The organism is Alteriqipengyuania abyssalis (assembly GCF_019857185.1).
Taxonomy (GTDB): domain Bacteria; phylum Pseudomonadota; class Alphaproteobacteria; order Sphingomonadales; family Sphingomonadaceae; genus Alteriqipengyuania; species Alteriqipengyuania abyssalis.
In genome coordinates, this window is sequence record NZ_JAHWXP010000002.1 from 400,978 (window position 1) to 421,537 (window position 20,560).

27 protein-coding genes are annotated in these 20,560 nt (G+C 66.6%); 15 read left to right on the forward strand and 12 right to left on the reverse strand.

What is annotated here, in order from left to right; genetic code table 11:
• The first annotated feature begins 3 nt into the window (after positions 1-3).
• Positions 4-645: a YqaA family protein gene (locus KYN89_RS07125; RefSeq protein WP_222824444.1), complete on the forward strand. Its 642-nt coding sequence runs from the start codon at positions 4-6 to the stop codon at positions 643-645.
• Positions 642-1,352: an aquaporin gene (locus tag KYN89_RS07130; protein ID WP_429699541.1), complete on the forward strand. Its 711-nt coding sequence runs from the start codon at positions 642-644 to the stop codon at positions 1,350-1,352. Before KYN89_RS07125 ends, KYN89_RS07130 begins: the two co-directional genes overlap by 4 nt.
• Here the strand turns inward: KYN89_RS07130 and KYN89_RS07135 are convergent.
• Genes KYN89_RS07135 through KYN89_RS07150 form a run of 4 tightly spaced genes read right to left on the reverse strand, consistent with a single transcriptional unit; the run spans position 1,349 to position 3,493 of the window.
• On the reverse strand, positions 1,349-1,780 hold the full coding sequence (locus KYN89_RS07135; protein ID WP_115490792.1) for an OsmC family protein: 432 nt from the start codon (positions 1,778-1,780) through the stop codon (positions 1,349-1,351). The genes KYN89_RS07130 and KYN89_RS07135 overlap by 4 nt on opposite strands.
• Positions 1,781-1,838: 58 nt before the next feature.
• Positions 1,839-2,621, reverse strand: a complete 783-nt coding sequence (locus tag KYN89_RS07140) for a sulfite exporter TauE/SafE family protein (RefSeq protein ID WP_222824445.1) — start codon at positions 2,619-2,621, stop codon at positions 1,839-1,841.
• Positions 2,622-2,629: 8 nt separating this feature from the next.
• Positions 2,630-3,160, reverse strand: a complete 531-nt coding sequence (locus tag KYN89_RS07145; protein WP_222824446.1) for a rhodanese family protein — start codon at positions 3,158-3,160, stop codon at positions 2,630-2,632.
• A gap of 6 nt (positions 3,161-3,166) precedes the next feature.
• Positions 3,167-3,493, reverse strand: a complete 327-nt coding sequence (locus KYN89_RS07150) for an ArsR/SmtB family transcription factor (protein ID WP_197634874.1) — start codon at positions 3,491-3,493, stop codon at positions 3,167-3,169.
• Between the two features lie 69 nt (positions 3,494-3,562).
• On the opposite strand from KYN89_RS07150, the gene KYN89_RS07155 reads away from it, so the two are divergent.
• Positions 3,563-4,447: an MBL fold metallo-hydrolase gene (locus KYN89_RS07155; RefSeq protein WP_222824447.1), complete on the forward strand. Its 885-nt coding sequence runs from the start codon at positions 3,563-3,565 to the stop codon at positions 4,445-4,447.
• On the opposite strand, the gene KYN89_RS07160 is transcribed toward KYN89_RS07155, so the two are convergent.
• The 5 genes from KYN89_RS07160 to KYN89_RS07180 form a co-directional block, all read right to left on the reverse strand.
• A complete protein-coding gene (locus KYN89_RS07160; protein ID WP_222824448.1) occupies positions 4,448-5,887 on the reverse strand; it encodes a S41 family peptidase in 1,440 nt (479 codons plus the stop codon).
• A gap of 83 nt (positions 5,888-5,970) precedes the next feature.
• Positions 5,971-7,041: a helix-turn-helix domain-containing protein gene (locus KYN89_RS07165; RefSeq protein ID WP_222824449.1), complete on the reverse strand. Its 1,071-nt coding sequence runs from the start codon at positions 7,039-7,041 to the stop codon at positions 5,971-5,973.
• A 20-nt stretch (positions 7,042-7,061) separates the two neighbouring features.
• Positions 7,062-8,315, reverse strand: coding sequence for a serine palmitoyltransferase (gene spt, locus KYN89_RS07170; protein ID WP_222824450.1), 1,254 nt, complete (start codon positions 8,313-8,315; stop codon positions 7,062-7,064).
• Between the two features lie 7 nt (positions 8,316-8,322).
• A complete protein-coding gene (locus KYN89_RS07175) occupies positions 8,323-8,568 on the reverse strand; it encodes an acyl carrier protein (protein WP_029140632.1) in 246 nt (81 codons plus the stop codon).
• A gap of 83 nt (positions 8,569-8,651) precedes the next feature.
• Entirely contained in the window at positions 8,652-9,020 is a 369-nt protein-coding gene (locus KYN89_RS07180) for a response regulator (protein WP_222824451.1), read from the reverse strand.
• A 54-nt stretch (positions 9,021-9,074) separates the two neighbouring features.
• Here KYN89_RS07180 and KYN89_RS07185 point away from each other — a divergent pair, with 54 nt between their 5' ends.
• Genes KYN89_RS07185 through KYN89_RS07200 form a run of 4 tightly spaced genes read left to right on the forward strand, consistent with a single transcriptional unit; the run spans position 9,075 to position 11,626 of the window.
• The gene (locus KYN89_RS07185) at positions 9,075-9,365 is read left to right on the forward strand and encodes a DUF3572 domain-containing protein (protein ID WP_010239818.1); all 291 of its coding nucleotides are present in this window, start codon (positions 9,075-9,077) and stop codon (positions 9,363-9,365) included.
• Complete coding sequence (locus KYN89_RS07190) at positions 9,362-9,988, forward strand: HAD family hydrolase (protein ID WP_222824452.1); 627 nt, start codon at positions 9,362-9,364, stop codon at positions 9,986-9,988. The genes KYN89_RS07185 and KYN89_RS07190 overlap by 4 nt, the downstream gene beginning before the upstream one ends.
• Positions 9,985-10,449 (forward strand): RidA family protein, encoded by a 465-nt coding sequence (locus tag KYN89_RS07195; protein WP_222824453.1) that lies wholly within the window; start codon positions 9,985-9,987, stop codon positions 10,447-10,449. The genes KYN89_RS07190 and KYN89_RS07195 overlap by 4 nt, the downstream gene beginning before the upstream one ends.
• A gap of 40 nt (positions 10,450-10,489) precedes the next feature.
• Positions 10,490-11,626, forward strand: coding sequence for a GNAT family N-acetyltransferase (locus tag KYN89_RS07200; protein WP_222824454.1), 1,137 nt, complete (start codon positions 10,490-10,492; stop codon positions 11,624-11,626).
• Between the two features lie 14 nt (positions 11,627-11,640).
• Here the strand turns inward: KYN89_RS07200 and KYN89_RS07205 are convergent, their stop codons facing one another.
• Entirely contained in the window at positions 11,641-11,967 is a 327-nt protein-coding gene (locus KYN89_RS07205) for an SEL1-like repeat protein (protein WP_222824455.1), read from the reverse strand.
• Positions 11,968-12,282: 315 nt separating this feature from the next.
• Between KYN89_RS07205 and dksA the strand changes: the two genes are divergently transcribed.
• From dksA to KYN89_RS07245, 8 genes are all read left to right on the forward strand, one after another.
• Positions 12,283-12,741, forward strand: coding sequence for an RNA polymerase-binding protein DksA (gene dksA, locus KYN89_RS07210; protein WP_197634865.1), 459 nt, complete (start codon positions 12,283-12,285; stop codon positions 12,739-12,741).
• A gap of 129 nt (positions 12,742-12,870) precedes the next feature.
• A complete protein-coding gene (locus KYN89_RS07215) occupies positions 12,871-13,251 on the forward strand; it encodes a PilZ domain-containing protein (RefSeq protein WP_222824456.1) in 381 nt (126 codons plus the stop codon).
• Positions 13,252-13,301: 50 nt separating this feature from the next.
• A complete protein-coding gene (locus KYN89_RS07220; protein WP_346727208.1) occupies positions 13,302-14,819 on the forward strand; it encodes an ABC transporter substrate-binding protein in 1,518 nt (505 codons plus the stop codon).
• Positions 14,820-14,835: 16 nt separating this feature from the next.
• Entirely contained in the window at positions 14,836-15,252 is a 417-nt protein-coding gene (locus KYN89_RS07225; RefSeq protein WP_222824457.1) for a DUF4112 domain-containing protein, read from the forward strand.
• 42 nt (positions 15,253-15,294) lie between these two features.
• Positions 15,295-16,113 carry a tryptophan 2,3-dioxygenase gene (locus KYN89_RS07230; protein WP_222824458.1) on the forward strand — a complete coding sequence of 273 codons (819 nt, stop codon included), beginning with the start codon at positions 15,295-15,297 and terminating at the stop codon, positions 16,111-16,113.
• On the forward strand, positions 16,110-16,736 hold the full coding sequence (kynB, locus tag KYN89_RS07235; protein WP_222824459.1) for an arylformamidase: 627 nt from the start codon (positions 16,110-16,112) through the stop codon (positions 16,734-16,736). The genes KYN89_RS07230 and kynB overlap by 4 nt, the downstream gene beginning before the upstream one ends.
• Before the next feature lies 1 nt (position 16,737).
• Entirely contained in the window at positions 16,738-17,955 is a 1,218-nt protein-coding gene (gene kynU, locus KYN89_RS07240; protein ID WP_222824460.1) for a kynureninase, read from the forward strand.
• Between the two features lie 11 nt (positions 17,956-17,966).
• Entirely contained in the window at positions 17,967-18,959 is a 993-nt protein-coding gene (locus KYN89_RS07245) for an aldo/keto reductase (protein WP_222824461.1), read from the forward strand.
• A gap of 55 nt (positions 18,960-19,014) precedes the next feature.
• On the opposite strand, the gene KYN89_RS15485 is transcribed toward KYN89_RS07245, so the two are convergent.
• The gene (locus tag KYN89_RS15485; RefSeq protein WP_346727209.1) at positions 19,015-19,845 is read right to left on the reverse strand and encodes a universal stress protein; all 831 of its coding nucleotides are present in this window, start codon (positions 19,843-19,845) and stop codon (positions 19,015-19,017) included.
• 85 nt (positions 19,846-19,930) lie between these two features.
• Positions 19,931-20,539 (reverse strand): HNH endonuclease, encoded by a 609-nt coding sequence (locus tag KYN89_RS07255; protein ID WP_054523279.1) that lies wholly within the window; start codon positions 20,537-20,539, stop codon positions 19,931-19,933.
• Positions 20,540-20,560 lie beyond the last annotated feature (21 nt).

Here is a 20,560-nt window from a genome sequence, read left to right on the forward strand (position 1 = left end):
GCAATGCTGCGCGGTCTGTACAATTGGACGATGGAGAAGGCGGCGCATCCGCATGCGCAGTGGTGGCTCGCGTTCTTCTGCTTCGTCGAAGCCAGCTTCTTCCCCATCCCGCCGCACCCGCTGCTGGGCCTGATGTGCCTCGCCGAGCCGAAGAAGGCGATTCGCTTCGGCGTGATCGCCACGCTTGCCTCGGTCGTGGGCGGGCTGTTCGGCTATTTCATCGGCTGGGGCCTGTACGATCTGGTCGGCGAATGGCTGATCGGCGTGATCGGGATGACCGACAGCTTCCCGCGCGCCGCCTGCTATCTGCGCGAATACGACTGGGAGGCGATCGTGGTCGCCGGATCGACTCCGGTGCCGTTCAAGCTGCTGACGATCTCTGCCGGGTTCGTGAGCATGAACATCGTCACCTTCATCCTCGCCAGCCTGGTCGGGCGCGGGATGATCTTCTTCACCGTGGGCCTGCTGTTCCGCATCTTCGGCGCGCCGATCAAGGTCTTCATCGACAAGTATCTTCCGTGGGTCACCGCCGCGTTCGTCGCGCTGGTGATCGGCGGGGTGCTGGTGTTGACGCAGGTCGGCCATGGTGACGAGAGCGACGCGAACGATCCGTGTGCGGCGGTCCACAGCATCGAGGATCTGTGAACGCCGTCGCCGAGGCCGCTCCGCCCGCAGAGCACGCCCTGTCACGCCGCCTCGCCGCGGAGGCGATCGGCAGCTTCTTCCTGTTCGCCGGCGTGCTCGGCTCGGGCGTGACGGCGGAAAACCTGATGGACGGGAACGTGGCGGTCGCGCTGCTCGCCAACACGATCGCCACCGGGGCAATCCTCTACGTGCTGATCGCGATGCTGGGGCCGATCTCGGGCGCGCATTTCAACCCCGTGGTTAGCATAGCCTTCGCGCTGCGCCGGGAGACGCGGGTGCGCATCGCGCTGCTCTATATCCTCGTCCAGCTGCTGGCGGGTGCGCTGGGCGCGCTGGCGGTCCACCTGATGTTCGACCTGCCGATCCTGCAGCTCTCGACGAAGGCGCGCACCGGCGTGGGGCAATGGACAGGCGAGGCGATCGCGACCTTCGGCCTCGTCCTCACCATTCTCGTCACGTTGAAGCGTCTGCCCGGGTCCGTTCCGGCGAGCGTCGCGCTCTACATCACTGCCGCCTACTGGTTCACCAGTTCGACCAGTTTCGCCAATCCCGCGATCACCGTGGTCCGCTCGCTCAGCGACACCTTCGCCGGGATCGCGCCGGTCGACGTGCCCGGCTTCATCGCCGCGCAGCTGGTGGGCATGATGCTCGCGGTGGGTGTGGGCGGATGGCTCAGCGCCGACCCGCCCACGGGGGAAGACGGTTAGCCGTTAAAAGTGGTTTCCAGCGTGATCTCGGTGTCGAGCAGCTTGGACAGCGGGCAGTTTTCCTTGGCGGTCTTGGCGCATTCCTCGAACGTCGCCTGGTCGAGCCCGTCGCCGCCGCCGGTCACCGACAGCGCCGACTTGCTCACCTTGAAGCCCTCGCCATCCTTTTCGAGCGTGACCTTGCAGGTCGTCTCGATCGTGCCGTCCGAGTGGCCCTTGCCCGCCAGCTGGAACGACAGCGCCATCGTGAAGCAGCTGGCATGCGCGGCTGCGATCAGTTCTTCGGGGTTGGTGCCCGGCTCATCCTCGAAGCGGGTCTTGAAGCCGTAGGGCTGGTCCTTGAGCGCGCCCGACCCGGTCGAGACATGGCCCTTGCCGTCCTTGCCGAAACCTTCGTACTTTGCGCTGCCAGTGCTGATATTCGCCATTAGAGAATCTCCTTCTGCCCTGACAGACGAAAGGCGTGGCGAGCGGTTCCGCGCTATCTCAACCCAGCGACTTGACGATGACCCACACGCCCACCGCCGCGACCAGCACCGCAAATCCGATCTCCAGCGCGCGCTTGTGCGTGGCGAGCTTCGCCCCGGTGCCGCGACCCAGCACGCTGCCGCCGATGCCCCCGGCGACCAGCCAGGCGACGATCGTCCAGTCGACCATGCCAGAGAGTGCGTAGGACCCGGCGGTGGTGATCCCGAAGGCGCTGACCGCGACCAGCGAGCTGCCGATCGCCAGCGACAGCGGCATCGCGGTCGCGAAGACCAGCCCCGGCACGATCAGGAAGCCGCCGCCGATCCCGAAGAAACCGGCGAGCAGCCCGGTGCCGAACCCGATCGGAAGGATGCGCGAGAGCATGGATTTCGCATTCTCGCGCGTCATCCGCACCAGCGGGTTCTCGGCTGCCGAGCGACCGCGCAGCATCAGCAGCGCGACCACCACCATCAGCCCGCCGAACAGGCCGAGCAGGCTTTCTCCGTCGACGGCCTTGCCCGCCTCCGCACCCAGCGCCGCACCCGCCGAACCGGCCAGCGCGAAGCTGAGCGCGCATTGCCAGCGGACATTGCCTGCGCGCGCGTGGCCGACCAGCCCGACCAGTGCGTTGAGCGCGACCGCCACCGCGGCGGTGCCGATCGCCATGTGCGGCGACTTCATCCCCACCGCATAGACCAGCAGTGGCACGGCGAGGATCGAGCCCCCGCCGCCGACCAGCCCCAGCACGAAGCCGATGACACCGCCCGAAAGCAGCGTGATGAGGATATGAGCCAGGTCCATCGATCGCGTCAGGCCGCTGCGGCCTGCCGGTTCCACGGCATGATCGCGAGCAGGTAGGCCATCCCGCACCAGCCGGTGGTGCCTGCGAAGACCAGCCCCGCGCCGACAAAGCCCGACAGCGCGAACCATCCCGGCGCGACCGTGAGGCCCAGGATCACGCCCAGCAGGACCAGTGATCCCGCGGCGATCTGAACCTGCCGCATGATCTCGATCGGCTGGCTGCGGTCTTCCTCCACCGGGAGGTCGGCCTTGCGCCAGCCTTCCAGCCCGCCTTCGAGCAGAAAGGCCTCGCCATCATGGCACGCGGCGAGCCGCTGTGCATTGCTGCCAGTCCGCATGCCGGAGCGGCACATGAACACGATCGGGCCGTCGCAATCGATCCGCTCGATCTGGTCCAGCGGGCGATTCTCGGCACCCTGAGCGCGGGCGCGGGCGAACTCGTCGGTCCCGCGAATATCCACCAGTTTTGCGCCTTCGGCCATCATGCGCCGTGCTTCGGTGGGGGAGACGGTCTTGGGGGTGTTGGGGGTAGAAGTCATGGGGGGTCACTCCTGACAATAAAGATCGTGAAGGGTCGCCAGCAGGGTGCGGCAGCGCGGGTCGGCGATGCGGTACCAGGCGGTCTGCGCCTCGCGCCGGGAGTCGACCAGGCCCTCTGCCCGCATCTTCGCAAGGTGCTGCGAGAGCGCGGACTGCGATAGGCCGACCTCCTCGGCGAGCGCATTCACCCGCATCTCGCCATGTTCGGCCAGCTTGCACATCACCATCAGGCGACGCGTGTTGCCGAGCGCCTTGAGCAGCTCGGCAACGGAAGATGCATTGGCCTCAAACGTGGCGAGGTCTGCGGGGGCGAGAAGAGTATCGTTGTCCATTAGTACTTGCTAAATAAGCCATCGCTAATATATGTCAAGCGTCAACAGCAAGCCCGACGGAGACTCATCATGACGAACCCCCGCATTCGCGCCTTCTTCGACGAACCGACCAACACGGTCAGCTATCTGGTCTGGGACCCGGACACGGCGAAGGGCGCGGTGATAGACCCGGTGCTCGACTTCGATCTCGCCTCGGGCGAGGCGGACGTGCGCTCTGCCGAAGCGATCCTTGCCGCCGCCGAGGAGGAAGGCGTGACGATCGAGCGCGTGCTCGAAACCCACGCCCATGCCGACCATCTGAGCGCGGCACCCTTCATCAAGGCGAAGACTGGCGCGCGAATCGGGATCGGAGCGCATATTCGCGATGTGCAGAAGATCTTCCGCCCGGTCTTCGGGATGGACGACCTCAAGACAGATGGGTCCGATTTCGACGACCTGTTCGCCGATGGAGAGAGCTTCGCGATCGGCTCGCTCACCGTCGAGGTGCTGCATGTGCCGGGCCACACGCCCGCCGACATTGCGTACAAGATCGGCGACGCGGTGTTCGTGGGCGATACGCTGTTCATGCCCGATTTCGGCACCGCGCGGGCGGACTTCCCCGGCGGCGATGCGCACCAGCTCTACCACTCGATCCGCCGCCTGCTGGCGCTGCCCGAGGACACCCGGCTGTTCATGTGCCACGACTACAAGGCCCCGGGGCGCGACGATTACGCGTGGGAAACCACCGTGGGCGAGCAGAAGCGCAGCAGCGTGCACGTCCACGACGGCGTGAGCGAGGACGAGTTCGTCGCCATGCGCGAGGCGCGCGACAGCGACCTTGCCGTGCCGCGGCTGCTGCTCCCGTCGGTCCAGGTCAATATCCGCGCCGGGCGCTTCCCAGAGGCGCAGGACAACGGCGTCGCTTACCTGCGCATCCCGGTGAAGCCGGTGCGCCACGGGGTCGATGGTGGCTGATCAGCGCAGCTGCGCGAGCGCAGCCTCCATCTGCGGGTCGCGGCCCGAGGCCATGTCCGCCGCGCTCGTCTCTACCGCGATCTCGGGCAGCACGCCGCGATCGGGCTGGGGCGAGGCGGGGTAATAGCCGACCAGCGGCAGGTCGAACTCGATCCCGCTGCCGGGCAGCGTGACGAAGGCGACCGCACCCGCGTTGATCCCCCTGCGGTTGCCGCCGGTTTGCGCACCGACCAGCGTGGCGAGCCCGTGCTCTTTCGCGCGGAGGGCGAAAAGGAAGGTCGCCGAGCTGTTGCTCGCATCGACGAGGATCACGGTAGGCGTGGTCAGGCGCGGGCTTACCGCGGCAATCCGCGGCACCGGCGTCGTCGCAGAATCCTGCCCGTAGAACCCGTCGCCGAGCGGGACCGCCCCGACTCCCAGCGTGCGGAAGGACGGAACGGGCGTGACGGCGTAGGGATCGAGCGCCGCGGGGAAGCTGCGGAAGCGCACCTGCTGGCGATACTCGTCGAGCACGATGTCCTCACCCGCCAGCCGCGCGAGGATCGGGTCGCCGCAGCTCAGCCCGCCCTCGTTCCCGCGAATGTCGATCACCAGCCCGCGCGCGGTGTAGAGCGCGGGCGCGCGCTCGGCGAGCCAGCCCTGCCAGTCCCATCTGCTGCGATAGACAACCCAGCTCGGCATGGTCAGCACCGCGATCCCGTCCTCGCGCTGCGCCAGCGACCACAGCGGGGTGCCGTCGTCGGGCAGGGGCGACGCGGCGGCGAGCCGTTCCTCGGGCGAGAGCGCGGGCAGGCGCGCGGTCGCGGGCGCGCCGCCGGGAGGCGCGAACGCCACCGAGAAGAGCCCGTTCTGCGGCGGGAAGAGCAGGCCCTGAAAGATGTCGAAGGCGGGAAAGCGCTCGCCCCCAGTCACCTCCATCTGCGCGACCCGCTTGGCATCGTTGCCGCCGTCGGCGCGCGCCAGCGGCAGCAGCGCGGCGAGGATCGCGGCGGGCGTGCGCCCGTCGATCCCAGTGACGATCGTCCCCGGTGGCAGGCGGCCGCTTCCCGACAAGTCGCGCGTGACGACCATCTGCCTGTCGATCCAGCGAAACAGGAAGGGCAACCGGGTGCGCCGGTCGAACAGGTCGTCCGCGATCGCGTCGGGCTGGTTGTAGAAATTGCAGTGCGTGTGCCCGCACTTCAGCTTCGCGAGAACGCCCGAGAGCGCAAGGAAGCGCGCGGGAAGGCTCTCTGCGCGCAGGTAGGTGCGCTCCAGCTCGTCGAGCGCACTGGCGAGCTGCGCCTCGCTGAGATAGCGGAGCGCGCCCGGATGGATCGAGATGGCGGCGCGGACCACGTCGATATCGGTTGCAAAGGTGGAGCCGGCCCCGGCGCGCAGCGGGAGCGCCGCGCACGCGGCCAGCGCGGTGCCCGCCCCCAGAAACATCCGTCGATCCATGTCCGCTCCTCTGATGTCGGAAGCGGCAGGCATGGCGCGCCCTGCCGTGCGGTGCGCTGCAAAGCGTCAATCGCTGCAGGTTTTTACGATCCGAGCCGCGCCCGGTAGGCCGAGGGCGACATGCCGTAGCGCTGCACGAAGGCGCGGTTGAAGGTCGCCTTGGAGGCAAAGCCCGCCTCCAGCGCGAGGTCGAGCAGCGTCGCCTCGCTCCCCGCCTCGAGCGCGCGCGCCACCTCCTCGCTCCGCAGTCCGTTAACGAAGGCGGAAAAGCCCGTGCCCAGCCCCTCGTTGAGCGCGCGCGATACGTAGGCGCGGTTGAGCCCCATGTGGCGCGCCAGCCGGTCGAGCGAGAGCTGCGGATCGCGCGCCCAGCCCTCGGTGCGCATCCGCTGCGCGACCTCCTCGCCCAGCGCGCGCCAGTCCCGCGCCTCGGGCGGTGGCGGCGGTGCGTGAGCCTCATCGGGCAGCGTGGGATAATCGAGCCGCGCGTGGCGCCAGCCCTCGATCCCGAGATAGAGCGCGAAGAAGGCGACCGCGACATATTGCCCCATGTTGCCCCGGTAGCCGAGCGGGATGAACAGGCCGGCAAGCTTGTAGGCGAAGGCGATCGCGATCAGCGCCAGTACCGCGAGGATCGCGCGGCTCAGCCATATCCCTGCGTAGAGCCGGTCGTCCGACCGCTCCTGCGCAAGGAAGGCGCGGAACGCGCGCAGCAGCGCGAGCGAGCGCCAGCCATAAAACAGGGCGGAGATCAGGAGCGCGAGGTCGAGCGCGGTGGCCAGCGCGGGCAGGTAGCCGGTCCACACCTGCGCCACCTTCGCCGCCGCCTGCACCAGTGCGGGCGCGAGGTGCCATGCGCCGTTCGGCGGCCAGCGCCCGCGGGTCAGCGCGTGGGCGAACAGCCACAGCAGCGGCGGCACCGCCAGCGGGAGCGAGAAGGGCACGAAGGAGAGGCCCTGCCAGCGGTCGTAGAAGCCGGCGAACCCGATCATCCACGGCGTCGCAATCCCCGCCAGCACCAGCAGCAGCGCGGTCAGCGTGCGATTGGCGATGCGGTTGCGCAGCGTGGTGACGAGGCCGATGCCGATCGGCAGCAGCGGGACGAGGGCGGCGAGGAGGATCGCGCTGCGCCAGCCGAAAACCAGCCCCTCCATGCGCCGCTATCCTTCCCCTATCAGATGATCCCGGTCGCCTTGCCCGCGCGTTCGAACATGCCGAGGATGGTCGTGACCTCGTCCTCGCTATGCTCCGCGCACAGCGAGCAGCGCAGCAGCGTCATGTTGGCGGGCGTTGCGGGCGGGCGGGCGAGATTGACGTAGAGCCCTTCCTTCAGCAGCGCCTCCCACATCTGCGCGCCCCTGGTCAGGTCGGGCATGATGACGGCGATGATCGCGCTCTGCGGCTCGTCGGTGCCGAGCTGGAAGCCGAGGTCCTTCAAACCCTTGTGCAGCGTGCGGGAATTCTCCCACAGGTGCGCGCGCTTGTTCGACCCGTGCATCAGTTTGCGGATGCTGGTCGCGGCGGTGGCGACCACGCTGGGCGGCAGGCTGGCGGTGAACACGTAGGGGCGGCAGACCAGCCGCATGATCTCGAAATCGGGGTGGTTGGAGACGCAGAAGCCGCCCACCGTGCCCACGCTCTTCGAGAAAGTGCCGATCACGAAGTCGACATCGTTCAGCACGCCCTGCGCTTCGGCAACCCCGCGGCCATGTTCGCCGATGAAGCCCATCGAATGCGCTTCGTCGACCAGCACCATCGCGCCCGCTTCCTTGGAAACGCGGACCATCTCCTTGAGCGGCGCGACGTCGCCAAGCATCGAATACACGCCTTCGAGCACGACCAGTTTGCCCGCTTCGGCGGGAATGCGCTTCAGCCGCTTTTCGAGCGCTTCGATGTCGTTGTGGCGGAAGGGCACGATCTCGGCCCGGCCCATCGCGCAGCCATCGTAGATCGAGGCGTGGCTGTCGATATCCAGCACCACGTAATCGCCCTTGCCGGCCATGGTGGAGATGATTCCGAGGTTGGCTTGGTAGCCGGTGGAAAAGACCATCGCGTGGTCCATTCCGTAAAATTCCTTGAGCGCGTCCTCACACTCCTTATGGCCCTGATACGTGCCATTGAGCACGCGGCTGCCGGTGGTGCCGCTGCCGAACTCTTCCAGCGCCTGCTTGCCCGCCTCGATCACGTCCGGATCGAAGGTCATGCCCATGTAGTTGTAGGTGCCGAGTAGGATCGTCTCGCGCCCGTTGCAGATCGCGCGGGTGGGCGAGAGGACCTTTTCCATCACGAGGTTGAAAGGATCTTCCACCCCGCTGGCGAGCAGGCCCTCGCGCATCGCGATCAGATCATCGAACTTGGCGAAAAGGTCGCCCTTGGCGCGGCCTTCCCGCACGACGGGCGCGTCCGGCTGGCTGATGCCTTCACTCATCGTGCGATCACCCTGCGTCGACCAGTTTCTTCACGGCATCGACCAGCTGGCCATAGGTCTCGATCTCGGCCTGCTGGTTCATCGAGATGATGATGTCGAACTCGTCCTCGATCGCGGCGACGAAATCCATCACGGTCAGGCTGTCGAATTCGAGGTCGCCCTGAAAGGTGGTCGCGTCGGTAATGGTGACCCCGTTCTTGTTGAACGGTTCGATCAGGTCGCGGATTCGCCGGTCGATCTCGGCACGGTCCATCGCGGGCATCCTCTAAGCATAATTGGGGAAGCCGCGGCCAAAGCGCTTTCACCCCGGATTTGTCAAGCTTTCGCGAAGCGGCGTTACTCGCCGATCAGCGCGAGAACCTTGGCCGAGAAGGGGCCGATAGAGACCGGTTTGGCAAGGTAATCCTCTGCCCCGGCGGCGCGGATCCGGTCTTCGTCGCCCTTGCCCGCGTAGGCCGTCACCGCGAGTACGGGCACACGCGTGAGCTTGGGGTCGGCCTTCATCTGCGCGATCAGGTCGAGGCCGGAGACATGCGGCAGCTGGATGTCCATGATCGCCAGATCGGGGCGGAACTGGTGCGCCGAGGCGATCACCGAATTGCCATCCGCGCAGCCCAGCACTTCGTAGCCCTTGGCGCGCAGCACATCGCAGAACAATTTGCGGTTGAGATCGTTGTCCTCGACAACAAGGATGCGTTTTGCCACGTCTCGCCCAACTCCTGATTTCCCCCGCTATCGGATAGGCCACCAGCCCCCCCTATGACAACGCCCACGACACCAGACCCCTCCCATGGCGGCCACAGCGATGCCGAGGCGCTGGCGCTGGGCGCGCTGGGCTGGATCCTGACCGACGAGCGGCGGGCCGACCGCCTGCTCTCGCTGACCGGGCTGACGCCCGAGCGGCTGCGCCACGGGATCGAGGACAAGAGCGTGCAGGCCGCAGTGCTTGAATTCCTCGCCGCGCACGAGCCCGATCTGGTGCTCGCCGCCGATGCGCTCAACGTCGATCCGGCGGTGATCATCGCCGCGCACCGGGAGCTGTCTGCATGAGCCGGCCGCTGGTCATCACCGATTGCGACGAAGTGCTGCTGCACATGGTCGCCCATTTCCGCGACTGGCTGGACGAGGCGCATGCCATCGATTTCGCCTTCGACGCGCCCGATTTCACCACCGCACTGACCCGGCGCGAGACCGGCGAGACGGTCGAGCAGAAGGAGATCTGGCGGCTGCTCAACGGATTTTTCGATACCGAGATGGAGCGGCAGGAGCCGATCGCAGGCGCGGTCGAGGCCTATGGCACGCTGGCCGAGCAGGCAGATGTGGTGGTGCTGACCAACCTGCTGGACCACCGGCAGGAGGATCGCGCACGCCAGCTCGCCCGCCACGGCATCGACGTGAAGGTCTATACCAACCAGGGCCCCAAGGGCGGGGCGATTGCCCGCATTCTGGACGAGTACTCCCCGAGCCGCGCGGTCTTTATCGACGATCTTTCACAGCACCACAGCTCGGCGCGCGAGCATGCGCCCGATATTGCCCGGTTGCACCTGTGCGGCGAGCCCGGCCTCGCCCCGCATATTGCATGCGGAGCCAAGGCAGGCGATGCGCACGCCCGAATCGATACGTGGCACGAAGCGCTGCCATGGATACTGGACCGACTGGAGAAGCCCGCATGACCATCCAAGCCCGCCTCGACGAACTGGGGATCACCCTGCCCAAGGCTGCCGCCCCCGTTGCCAGCTACGTGCCGGTCGCAGTGCATGGCGGCCTCGCCTATCTTTCCGGGCAACTGCCCTTCATCGACGGCGAACTGGCCACCGGGCGGCTGGGCGATGACGTGAGCCTCGAGGACGGGGTTGCAGCCGCGCGAGCATGCGGGCTGATGATTCTTGCCCAGCTGGAAGGCGCGCGCATCTCGCTCGACCGGGTGGAGCGTGTCGTCAGGCTCGGCGCGTTCGTCAATTCGACTGCCGATTTCACCGATCAGGCGAAGGTCGCCAATGGCGCCTCCGAACTGATGTTCGACGTATTCGGCGAAGCGGGCCGCCATGCCCGCGCGGCGGTCGGCGTGCCGGTTCTGCCACTGGGCGCCGCGGTCGAGGTCGACGCGATCATCGCGCTCCGCCCGCAGCACTAGCGGCTCGCGAAGCGGCCCGCGCGTTCCCATATCGGCGATAATGGCGGATAGAGAGCTCACGGCACGCATTCACGGCGGGGTCGCCGGTATCGACGCAGCCGCGTGGAACCGAGTGGCGGGCGAGGACAATCCCTTCGTTGGCCACGCCTTCCTTTCCGCGATGGAGGATTCGGGCAGCGTCGGGCCGGGCACCGGCTGGCAGGCCGCGCCGATCACGATTGCGGACGACGGCGGCACGATCCACGCCGCTCTGCCGGCCTACCTCAAGTCGCACAGCCGCGGCGAATACGTGTTCGACCAGGGCTGGGCCGACGCGTACGAGCGCGCGGGCGGGCGCTATTATCCCAAGCTGCAGATCGCCGCGCCCTTCACCCCGGCGACGGGCCCGCGCCTGCTGTTCAAGGACGAGGCCTTTGCCGCGCCGCTGCTGAACGCGGCCGAGCAGGTGTGCCACGAACACGGCCTGTCGGGCGCGCACGCGACTTTCATTGCCCCCGATCAGGTCCCGCTGTTCGAGCGGGCCGGGTGGCTGATTCGCAGCGACCTGCAATTCCACTGGGAAAACGATGGCTTCGCGGATTTCGACGCGTTTCTGGACACGCTCGCGAGTCGCAAGCGCAAGAACCTGCGCAAGGAGCGCGCGAAGGCGCAGGAGCAGGTCGAGATTCGCCACCTCACCGGCGCCGACCTGACCGAGGATGTGTGGGATGCGTTCTGGGAGTTCTACCAGGACACCGGCATGCGCAAATGGGGGACGCCCTACCTGACGCGCGAGGCCTTTACCCTGCTGGGCGAACGGATGGGCGAGCAGATCCTGCTGATCTTCGCATATCTGGACGGGCAGGCGGTCGCCGGCGCGATGAACGTCATCGGCGGGACCACGCTGTTCGGGCGCTACTGGGGGTGCGTCGTCGACATCCCGTTCCTGCATTTCGAGCTGTGCTATTATCAGGCGATCGACGCGGCGATCGCACGCGGTCTGTCGCGAGTGGAGGCAGGCGCACAAGGCGGGCACAAGCTCGCGCGCGGATATGCTCCGGTGCAGACGCGCTCGGCGCACTACATCGCCGATCCGGGCCTGCGCGCCGCGGTGGCGGAGTTCCTCGAGCGCGAGCGTCAGGGCATCGCGGCTGAACAGAACTTCCTCGAAGAGCGCACGCCCTTCAGAAAGGGGTAGTTATCGGGTGCGAATCACGCGCTCTTGCGCTGTTCGATCATCCACTGGCGCGCACGGCGCTGTGCTTCGGCGATTTCACTCGCGGTCATCTCGTCGGAAATGTCGGCCCGGCACCAAGCCGCTTCCTGATGGCCCCCAGCGGCGGCGAGGTTGAACCACTGGTGTGCCTCGATCAGGTCGCAGTCGAGCCCGTGCCCCACGGTCGACCAGATCACGCCCAGTTCGTAGCACGCCTGCGCATCGCCATCGGCGGCGGCGGCGATAAGCCGCGCGATCGTCAGATCGGCAATCTGGTTGGTGGCCGGTGTGGCCGTCTCGATTTCTACACTGGTCAGTCGCATGATATTTCCCCTGTCCTCATTATCCCCTTCTAGACGGGTTGCAGCCCGCCCGTTCACTTCTTGCCGGTCATGGTAAACAGGCCGTTAATGGCCGCGCCGGTTTCTGCCGGTTGCGCGAGATACAGGCGCGGGGGATGCGCAGGTTCGGTTCGGCGCGCATTCATTCGCGCAGCGACACTTAGTTTCACTTTCGGGGATAAGCGCTTGTTCGGCATCGCATGCCTGCTAAGAGCCGCCGCCATAGGCTCCGCTGCTCGCCCTGACGGCAGGTAGAGGAGCCGGTCACGGGTGGGACCGGAAGAGATAGAGGACGTGATGGCCGCAGAAGCGCTTAGCGACAGCGAAATTCTGGCCAAGGCGAACAAGGCCTTGCCGGACGACTATACGCCCTCCGACGACGAAGAGTATATGAACGAGCGGCAGCAGCAGTTCTTTCGCAAGCTGCTGATCGAATGGAAGCATTCGTTGCACACCGAAGCGGGCGGCACCTTGCAGAACCTTGCCGATGCGCCGCTGCGCGAACCCGACCTTGCCGATCGCGCGTCGAGCGAGACCGACTGGGGAATCGAGCTGCGCACGCGTGACCGCCAGCGCAAGCTGATCGCCAAGATCGATGCCGCGCTGCGCCGGATCGACGAGGGCGAATACGGCTATTGCGAGGTCAGCGGCGATCCGATCGGCCTGCAGCGCCTGATCGCGCGCCCTGTCGCAACCATGACGGTCGAGGCGCAGGAGGCGCACGAGCGGCGCGAGAAAATCTCCCGCAACGACTGAACCCGCCCACGAGCCGGGGGGGAATTGCGGTAAAGCGATGTTTAAACTTTCTTAGCCTGTCTCGCGCTAGATGCAGCAAAGGGCCGTAACAGGCCCCTCACTGCGACCCGGACAGACCGAGACGACCGAATGAACGCCATCGATACCAGATCTGTGAAGCGCGACAGCCTGTTCCTGACGGCGGAACTGACCCTGGCCGACGCAGGCCAATCGATTCGTGTGAAGGTGCGCAACCTTTCCGACGGCGGGATGATGGCAGAGGCCGATCTGTACGTCGAACGGGGCATGCGTCTGGCCGTGGACCTGCGCAATGTGGGCCGCGTCACCGGCTCGGTCGCGTGGACGCAGGACAACCGCTTCGGGATCGTGTTCGACAACGAAATCGATTCGAAGAAGGTTCGCGAGGCCCCGGCGCCCGCGGGTGACAGCACCCCGCGCTATACCCGGCCCTCCTCGATCGCGCCGCCATCGGCCACGCAGGCCTCGCCGCGTTCGATCCGCAAGATCTAGCACGAAACCGCGCTGACCCCGGCGCGCCGGCCTGCTAAGGGCCGATTGCCGTGCCGATCCGATTCACTCCAGTCCGCTTCACCCCCGCCGGGCGTCCCCGGTCCGCCGCGCGCTGGCTTGCCGCCGCGCTGCTGGCGGGCGCGCTGGGATCGTGCGGCGATGCAGGTGAGGGCGACGGCCTGCCGGTCGTCGTCATCGGTGCCCCCGATTCGATTTTCGAAGATGGCCTGCGCCTCTCGCCCGGGGCGCAGCTGGTCCGCGATGCGACCGCGTCGGGCATCGTCGCGCTCAATGCGGAGGGCGAGGTCGTGCCCGCGCTCGGCGAAAGCTGGATCGTGACCGAGGACGGGCGCAGCTACATCTTCCGCCTGCGCCAGTTAACCTGGCCCGATGGCGAACCGCTTATCGCAGAGGATGCGCGGGCCAGCCTGCTGGCGACGATCCGCCAGCTGCGCGGCACCTCGCTGGGCCTCGACCTGCGCAAGATCGACGATGTGCGCGCGATGACCGCGCGGGTGATCGAGATTCGCCTGACCGGGCCGATGCCCGAATTCCTGCAACTGCTCGCCCAGCCCGAACTGGCGATCATGCATGACGGCGAATCGATCGCGCCGATGCGACTGGAACGCGAAGGCGATCTGGCGATCCTGCGCCCGACCGCGCCCGAATCGATCGGCCTGCCCGAGCGCGAGCCTGACGAGCTGGGCAAGACCGTCCGCCTGCGGGCGCTGCCCGGCGTTCAGGCGAACGAGGCATTCAGCCAGGGCAAGGCGGCGGCGCTGCTCGACGGCACGGTCTTCACCCTTCCGCTGGCCGATACCGGCCCGCTGTCGCGCGGGACCATCCGGCTGGACCCCGCGCTGGGCCTGTTCGGGATGCTGGTGAGCAACGAACAGGGCTTCTTCGCCGAAGTGGAGAATCGCGAGGCGCTGTCCATGGCGATCGATCGTGCGGCGCTGGCCGAGGGGTTCAGTCTGGGCGGGTGGCAGCCTTCGACCCGGATCGTGCCCGTCGGCCTGCCGGGCAATCCCGTTTCGCCCGGCGAACGCTGGGCGTCGCTCTCGATCGATCAGCGGCGCGATCGCGCGCGCCAGCAGGTGGTCGGTTGGGAGCGCCGCACCGGCCAGGCACCGCGGGTCCGCCTGTGGGTGCCCGAGGGGCCGGGCAGCGACGTGCTGGTGCGCGCGCTCTCGCTCGACCTGGCGACGATCGGGGTGGAGCTGCGCCGGGTCCAGTTTCCGCAAGGCGCGGATCTGGTTATGATCGACCGGGTGGCGCGCTACCCCAGCGCGCGCTGGTTCCTCAACCAGTTCAATTGCGAGCTGCTGCGCGGCCCCTGCTCGCCTGAAGCGGACGAGCTGGTCACGCAGTCGCTGCGCCCCGAGCCGGGCGAGGGCTCCGCGACGCTGCTGGCCGAGGCGGAGGGTGCGCTGATTGCGCGCGAGGTGTATATTCCGCTGGGCGCGCCGGTCCGCTGGTCGCTGGTTCGCAGCGGGCTCGAAGGTTTTTCCGAGAACTCGTGGTCCAGACACCCCATTTATGCGTTGGCAGGGGTAGAGGCCTGGTAGAACGGGGACAGTTCCAATGGGTGAGACGCAGACGATCAACCTGATGGGCATCGAAATGCCCGCCGGTAGCGACCCTGCATCGGTCTATCGGCGGATCCAGATGATGGAACAGCTGACCGAACGCAGCATGACCATCCCCGGAATCAACTACGACATCGGAATGGACGCGATCGTCGGCCTGATCCCGGTGCTGGGCGACATCTTCGGCGTCGCCATGGGTGCCTACATCGTTTGGGAGGCGCGCAATCTGGGCATGCCGAAATGGCATGTGTCGCGGATGATCGGGAATGTCGCGATCGACGGGGTGATCGGCTTCGTCCCGCTGGTGGGCGATGTGGCCGACTTCGCCTTCCGTTCCAACTCGCGCAATCTGAAGATCGTGAAGAAATACATGTGCAAGCATCATCCCGACGTGGCGACCGTCGATTGCTGAGCGGGTTTTGCGCTGCGCGCACAAGCCGCTAGGGCGAGCCCCATGCCATACACAACGCCAGACACGACCGACAATGACGGCGTAACCTACGCCTCCTACCTCGATCTCGACCGGATCCTCGCCGCGCAGCATCCACGATCGGATGCGCAGGACGAGCTGCTGTTCATCATCGTCCACCAGGCGAGCGAGCTGTGGCTCAAGCTGTGCCTGCACGAGCTGGAGGCCGCGCGCGAGGCGATTCGGGAGGACCGGCTGCGGCCCGCGTTCAAGATGCTCGCCCGCGTGGCGCGCGCGCAGGAGCAGCTGATCCAGAGCTGGAACGTGCTGAGTACGATGACCCCGCACGACTATTCGCTGGTCCGCCCGCATCTGGGCACCTCCAGCGGCTTCCAGTCCGCGCAGTACCGGTTAATGGAATTCATCCTCGGCGGGCGAAAGCCGAAGATGGTGACCATGCATGAGGCTGTGCCCGAAGTGGCCGCCAAGCTGCGCGCCGAACTGGCCAAACCCAGCCTCTACGAAGAGACCGTGCGCCTGCTCGCCAAGCGCGGGTTTGCCATTCCTGAAGACGTTCTCAACCGCGACCGCGAAGAGCGGTGGGAGAAATCCGACGCGGTCGAGGCTGCGTGGGTCACGATCTACCAGAACCCGCACGACCACTGGGACCTGTACGAGCTGGCCGAAAAGCTGGTCGATCTGGAATACCACTTCCAGCGCTGGCGCTTCGGGCACCTCAAGACGGTCGAGCGGATCATCGGGTTCAAGAAGGGCACCGGCGGCACCTCGGGCGTCGGCTATCTCGAAGGCGTGCTGAAGGAAGTGTTCTTCCCCGAGCTGCTCTCCGTGAGGACCGCACTGTGAAGATCTGGGACATCTCGCAGGTGGTCCGTCCGGGCCTGCCCGTGTGGCCGGGCGATACCGAGTTCGCGTTCGAGCGGACGTGGAAGATGGAGGACGGATCGCCGGTCAACGTGGGCCGGATGACCATGAGCACGCATTCGGGCACCCATGCCGACGCACCGCTGCACTACGCGGCGGATGGTGCGGATGCAGCCAACATGAGCCTCGACCCGTATCTGGGCACCTGCATCGTGGTCGACGCACGTGGCGTCGAAGGGGAGATCGATATCGGCGACCTGCCCGATCTCAATTATGCCAACCGCGTGCTGTTCCGCACCTGGGACGTCTTCCCGCACGACGATTGGCGATCCGACTGGCTGCCGATCGGGGCCGAGGCGATCGAATGGCTCGCCGCGCAGGGCGTGGTCCTGATCGGCACCGATGCGCCGTCGGTCGACCCGCAGGAAAGCAAGACGATGGACGCGCATCTCGCGGTGCTGAAACACGACATGCGCATCCTCGAAGGGCTGGTTCTGGATGATGTGCCTGCGGGCCTGTACGAACTGATCGCCCTGCCGCTGAAGGTCGGCGGCGGCGATGCGGGCCTGTGCCGCGCGATTTTGCGGGAGCTGCCCGGTGAGTGAAATGATGCAACGTGCACGCGACCTCGACGCAGCCGACCCGATTGCGCATTTCCGCGATCGTTTCGACCTGCCCGAAGGGGTGATCTACCTCGATGGAAACTCGCTCGGGCCTCTGCCCAAGGCGAGCCGCGAGCGGCTGCATCAGGTGATCGATGCCGAGTGGGGCGAAGGCCTGATTCGCAGCTGGAACGAACTGCCCGGCGGCGGGGGCGACTGGATCGCGATGCCCCAGCGCGTCGGCGCGAAGATTGCTCCGCTGGTGGGCGCGAAACCCCACGAGGTGATCGCGTGCGATTCGGTGTCCGTGAACCTTGCCAAGCTGATTGGCGCGGCGCTGTCGCTGAACCCGGGCCGCAATGTGGTGCTGAGCGAGCCGGGCAATTTCCCGACCGACCTCTACATGATCCAGGGCCAGTCACAGGTCGAACAGCGACTGGCCGAGCGCGACCAGATGATCGACGCGCTGGATGAAGACGTCGCGCTGCTGCTGCTGACGCACGTCCACTACAAGACCGGCGAAATGTTCGACATGGAGCGGCTGACGAGGGCCGCGCACGATGTCGGCGCGATCGTGCTGTGGGACCTGTCGCATTCGGGCGGCGCGGTGCCGGTGGACGTGAACGGTGCGAATGCGGACCTCGCGGTGGGCTGCGGCTACAAGTACTTGAACGGCGGCCCCGGCGCGCCCGCCTACGCCTTCGTGGCCGAGCGGCACCATGGCGATTTCTCGCAGCCGCTGACCGGCTGGTTCGGCCACGCACAGCCCTTCGCCTTCTCGGACGAGTACGAGCCGGCCGAGGGCGTCAAACGCCTGCTCGCGGGCACGCCGCCGGTACTGGCGATGGCGGCGCTGGAGTCGGGCGTGGAGCTGATCGCAGAAATCGGAATGGAGGCGCTGGTCGCCAAATCGCGCGCGCTGAGCGAGTTCTTCCGCGAGTGCGTGGCCGACCTCGATCTCGATCTGGTCAGCCCGCGCGACCCCGCGCAGCGCGGCAGCCAGCTGAGTTTCCGCCACGCCAACGCCTATGCGCTATCGCAGGCGCTGATCGCGCGCGGCGTCATCGGCGATTTCCGCGATCCCGACATCCTGCGCCTCGGCTTCGCGCCCGCCTATCTGCGGTTCGTCGATATTGCCGAAGCTGCACGCCATCTCGCGCAAGTGCTGGAGACCGGCGAGTGGCAGCGCGACGAATTTGCGACCAGAGCCGCCGTTACCTGAGGAGAAGACCGATGAAGTACCGCACGCTGGGCCAGGGCCTCGAAGTATCCGCCATCGGGATAGGCTGCATGCCGATGGTTGCGGGCGGCAACATCGTTTACGGCGAGGCCAATGCCGACGACGCGATCGAGACGATCCACCGCGCGATCGACCTCGGCGTCACCTTCTTCGACACCGCCGAAATCTACGGCCCCTTCCAGAACGAGGAACTGGTCGGCCGCGCGATTCGCGGCAAGCGCGACAACCTCGTCATTGCGACCAAGTTCGGCTTCCGCTTCGAAGGCGACCAGATCACCGGTGCGGACAGCAGCCCGGCCAATATCCGTCGCGCGTGCGAGGCATCGCTCAAGCGGCTGGGGATCGACACGATCGACCTGTTCTACCAGCACCGCGTCGACCCGAGCGTGCCGATCGAGGATGTCGTGGGCACGATGGCGGACCTCAAGGCGGAAGGGAAAATCCGCCACCTCGCCCTGTCCGAAGCAGGCGAGCAGACGCTGCGCCGCGCGCACGCTACCCATCCGATCACCGCGCTGCAGAGCGAATACTCGCTGTGGGAGCGCGGCGTGGAGGACGGCATCCTGCCCGCCTGCGAGGAGCTGGGCATCGGCTTCGTGCCCTACAGCCCGCTCGGCCGTGGCTTCCTGACCGGCAATTTCCGCAGCCGCGATGCTCTGGGTGAGAACGACTGGCGGCGGCAGGACCCGCGCTGGTCGGAAGAGAATTTCGACGCCAACCTCGCGATCGTCGATACGATCCGCACCATCGCCGACCGCAACGGGGCCAGCGTGGCGCAGGTCGCGCTCGCCTGGCTGATCGCGCAGGGCGACCACATCGTGCCGATCCCCGGCGTGAAGCGCATCGCCACGATGAGCGACTCGGTGGCCGCCGCCGATCTCGAACTGTCGGATGCGGATCTGGCGGAACTTTCCGCAGCGGTCCCTCCGGGCGCTGCGCAGGGCGATCGCTACGGCGAACGCGGGATGCGGATGGTGCGCTTGTAGGGCGAGGCCACTCTATCCCCGCCCGGCGGCACCAGCCGGGCGGGGGAGATTTCCGTCAGGCCGCGCTCTCATGCTCCGGATGGATGACCAGCGTATCGATGGTGAGGGTCTTCAGCAGATCGCTGACCGTGCTGCCGATCAGCGCCTGGCGCAAACCGCCATATCCATGTGAGGTCAGCGCGCACAAATGCGCGTCGTATTTGCGAATCGTCCTGTTGATGGCGGTGAGCGGCGATCCTTCGACCTGCTCCATGGTCATTTTCTCGCGGCATGCCTGCGAAATATCCAGCTGCTCGGTGAAGCCGTCGCATTGTTCCTGCGCCGCGGCTGCCAGTTCATTGCGCACATACTCCGCATTCTGCCACGCCTCGTAGGGGACGTGGAATGCGTGGACGAGGTGCAGCTGCGCCTGCGGGAACATGCGGACGACCGCCTCCACGCCGCGTTTCGAGGCCTCGGACAGGTCGGTCCCGATGACGATATGCTCGTAAGCTGCGCGCGGCCGTTCCTTGGCGACCAGCACGGGATAGGGCGAGCGGCGCAGCAGCATGTCGACCGCCGTGCCGAGGAAAAAATCGCCCACCGAATTGTAGCGCGCGACGCCGATGACGAGGCAGAAGGGATCTTCGTCCTCCACCGCCTGCGCGATGGCGGCGGGCGCCGATCCCTCGGGAAACAGGCAGCGATAATCGCCCGCATTCTCCGGCATGACGGAGGCCACGCGTTGCTCGAGCGAAGGCCCGACCCGGATGATGTCCGGATCCTCGACCGCGTGGACGACCACCAGTTCCCGGCCGGTTTCCCGGGCATGCTGGACGGCGCGATCCACGGCGCGGTCTGAACGGGGTTTGAAATCGGTAGCAACAAGGATGGGGTGCTGTGTCACGATTACCTCCTGTCGGGCGGAAAGGTAATGGGATCTGTTGCCACCCGCAAGAATCGGCGGATTGGAAGCGGACGCAGGCGCCCCCTTACTCCTCCAGCTCGATGTCCCAGTAGAGCCAGTCGCGCCAGGTTTCGTGGAGGTAGTTGGGCGGGAAGCTCTTGCCGTGCTGCTGCAGCTGCCAGTTGGTCGGCCTGATCGGTTCGACCATCAGCTTCATGCCCGCCTGCCTCGGCGTGCGCCCGCCCTTCTTCATGTTGCACGGCGCGCAGGCGGTGGAGATGTTCTCCCACGTGGTCTTCCCGCCGAGGCGGCGCGGGACCACGTGGTCGAAGGTCAGATGGCTGGGGCTGCCGCAATACTGGCAGATGAAGCGGTCGCGCAGGAACAGGTTGAAGCGGGTGAAGGCGGGAAATTCAGACGGCTTCACATATTGTCTGAGCGCGATGACGCTGGGCAGCTTCATATCGAGCGAGGGCGAATGCACCTGCCGGTCATAGCTGGCGACCACATCGACCCGTTCAAGGAAGATCGCCTTGATCGCGGTCTGCCACGGCCAGATCGACAGCGGGTAATAGGACAGCGGGGTGTAGTCCGCGTTGAGAACAAGAGTCGGGCACGCCGACAAATTCCTCGTCGGGTCTTCATCTACGCTGCGGAACGTGGCCGCGCGGTCGATCAGATCGGCCTTGAACACTTGCTTGTGTCCTCCCTGATG

What these genes read in the sequence shown, in the direction of transcription:
- KYN89_RS07125 (WP_222824444.1), top strand. Translation starts at nt 4, where the DNA reads ATGCTGCGCGGTCTGTACAATTGGACGATGGAGAAGGCGGCGCATCCG.
- KYN89_RS07135 (WP_115490792.1), bottom strand. Translation starts at nt 1,780, where the DNA reads ATGGCGAATATCAGCACTGGCAGCGCAAAGTACGAAGGTTTCGGCAAG.
- KYN89_RS07140 (WP_222824445.1), bottom strand. Translation starts at nt 2,621, where the DNA reads ATGGACCTGGCTCATATCCTCATCACGCTGCTTTCGGGCGGTGTCATC.
- KYN89_RS07145 (WP_222824446.1), bottom strand. Translation starts at nt 3,160, where the DNA reads ATGACTTCTACCCCCAACACCCCCAAGACCGTCTCCCCCACCGAAGCA.
- KYN89_RS07150 (WP_197634874.1), bottom strand. Translation starts at nt 3,493, where the DNA reads ATGGACAACGATACTCTTCTCGCCCCCGCAGACCTCGCCACGTTTGAG.
- KYN89_RS07155 (WP_222824447.1), top strand. Translation starts at nt 3,563, where the DNA reads ATGACGAACCCCCGCATTCGCGCCTTCTTCGACGAACCGACCAACACG.
- KYN89_RS07160 (WP_222824448.1), bottom strand. Translation starts at nt 5,887, where the DNA reads ATGGATCGACGGATGTTTCTGGGGGCGGGCACCGCGCTGGCCGCGTGC.
- KYN89_RS07165 (WP_222824449.1), bottom strand. Translation starts at nt 7,041, where the DNA reads ATGGAGGGGCTGGTTTTCGGCTGGCGCAGCGCGATCCTCCTCGCCGCC.
- spt (WP_222824450.1), bottom strand. Translation starts at nt 8,315, where the DNA reads ATGAGTGAAGGCATCAGCCAGCCGGACGCGCCCGTCGTGCGGGAAGGC.
- KYN89_RS07175 (WP_029140632.1), bottom strand. Translation starts at nt 8,568, where the DNA reads ATGGACCGTGCCGAGATCGACCGGCGAATCCGCGACCTGATCGAACCG.
- KYN89_RS07185 (WP_010239818.1), top strand. Translation starts at nt 9,075, where the DNA reads ATGACAACGCCCACGACACCAGACCCCTCCCATGGCGGCCACAGCGAT.
- KYN89_RS07190 (WP_222824452.1), top strand. Translation starts at nt 9,362, where the DNA reads ATGAGCCGGCCGCTGGTCATCACCGATTGCGACGAAGTGCTGCTGCAC.
- KYN89_RS07195 (WP_222824453.1), top strand. Translation starts at nt 9,985, where the DNA reads ATGACCATCCAAGCCCGCCTCGACGAACTGGGGATCACCCTGCCCAAG.
- KYN89_RS07200 (WP_222824454.1), top strand. Translation starts at nt 10,490, where the DNA reads ATGGCGGATAGAGAGCTCACGGCACGCATTCACGGCGGGGTCGCCGGT.
- KYN89_RS07205 (WP_222824455.1), bottom strand. Translation starts at nt 11,967, where the DNA reads ATGCGACTGACCAGTGTAGAAATCGAGACGGCCACACCGGCCACCAAC.
- dksA (WP_197634865.1), top strand. Translation starts at nt 12,283, where the DNA reads ATGGCCGCAGAAGCGCTTAGCGACAGCGAAATTCTGGCCAAGGCGAAC.
- KYN89_RS07215 (WP_222824456.1), top strand. Translation starts at nt 12,871, where the DNA reads ATGAACGCCATCGATACCAGATCTGTGAAGCGCGACAGCCTGTTCCTG.
- KYN89_RS07225 (WP_222824457.1), top strand. Translation starts at nt 14,836, where the DNA reads ATGGGTGAGACGCAGACGATCAACCTGATGGGCATCGAAATGCCCGCC.
- KYN89_RS07230 (WP_222824458.1), top strand. Translation starts at nt 15,295, where the DNA reads ATGCCATACACAACGCCAGACACGACCGACAATGACGGCGTAACCTAC.
- kynU (WP_222824460.1), top strand. Translation starts at nt 16,738, where the DNA reads ATGATGCAACGTGCACGCGACCTCGACGCAGCCGACCCGATTGCGCAT.
- KYN89_RS07245 (WP_222824461.1), top strand. Translation starts at nt 17,967, where the DNA reads ATGAAGTACCGCACGCTGGGCCAGGGCCTCGAAGTATCCGCCATCGGG.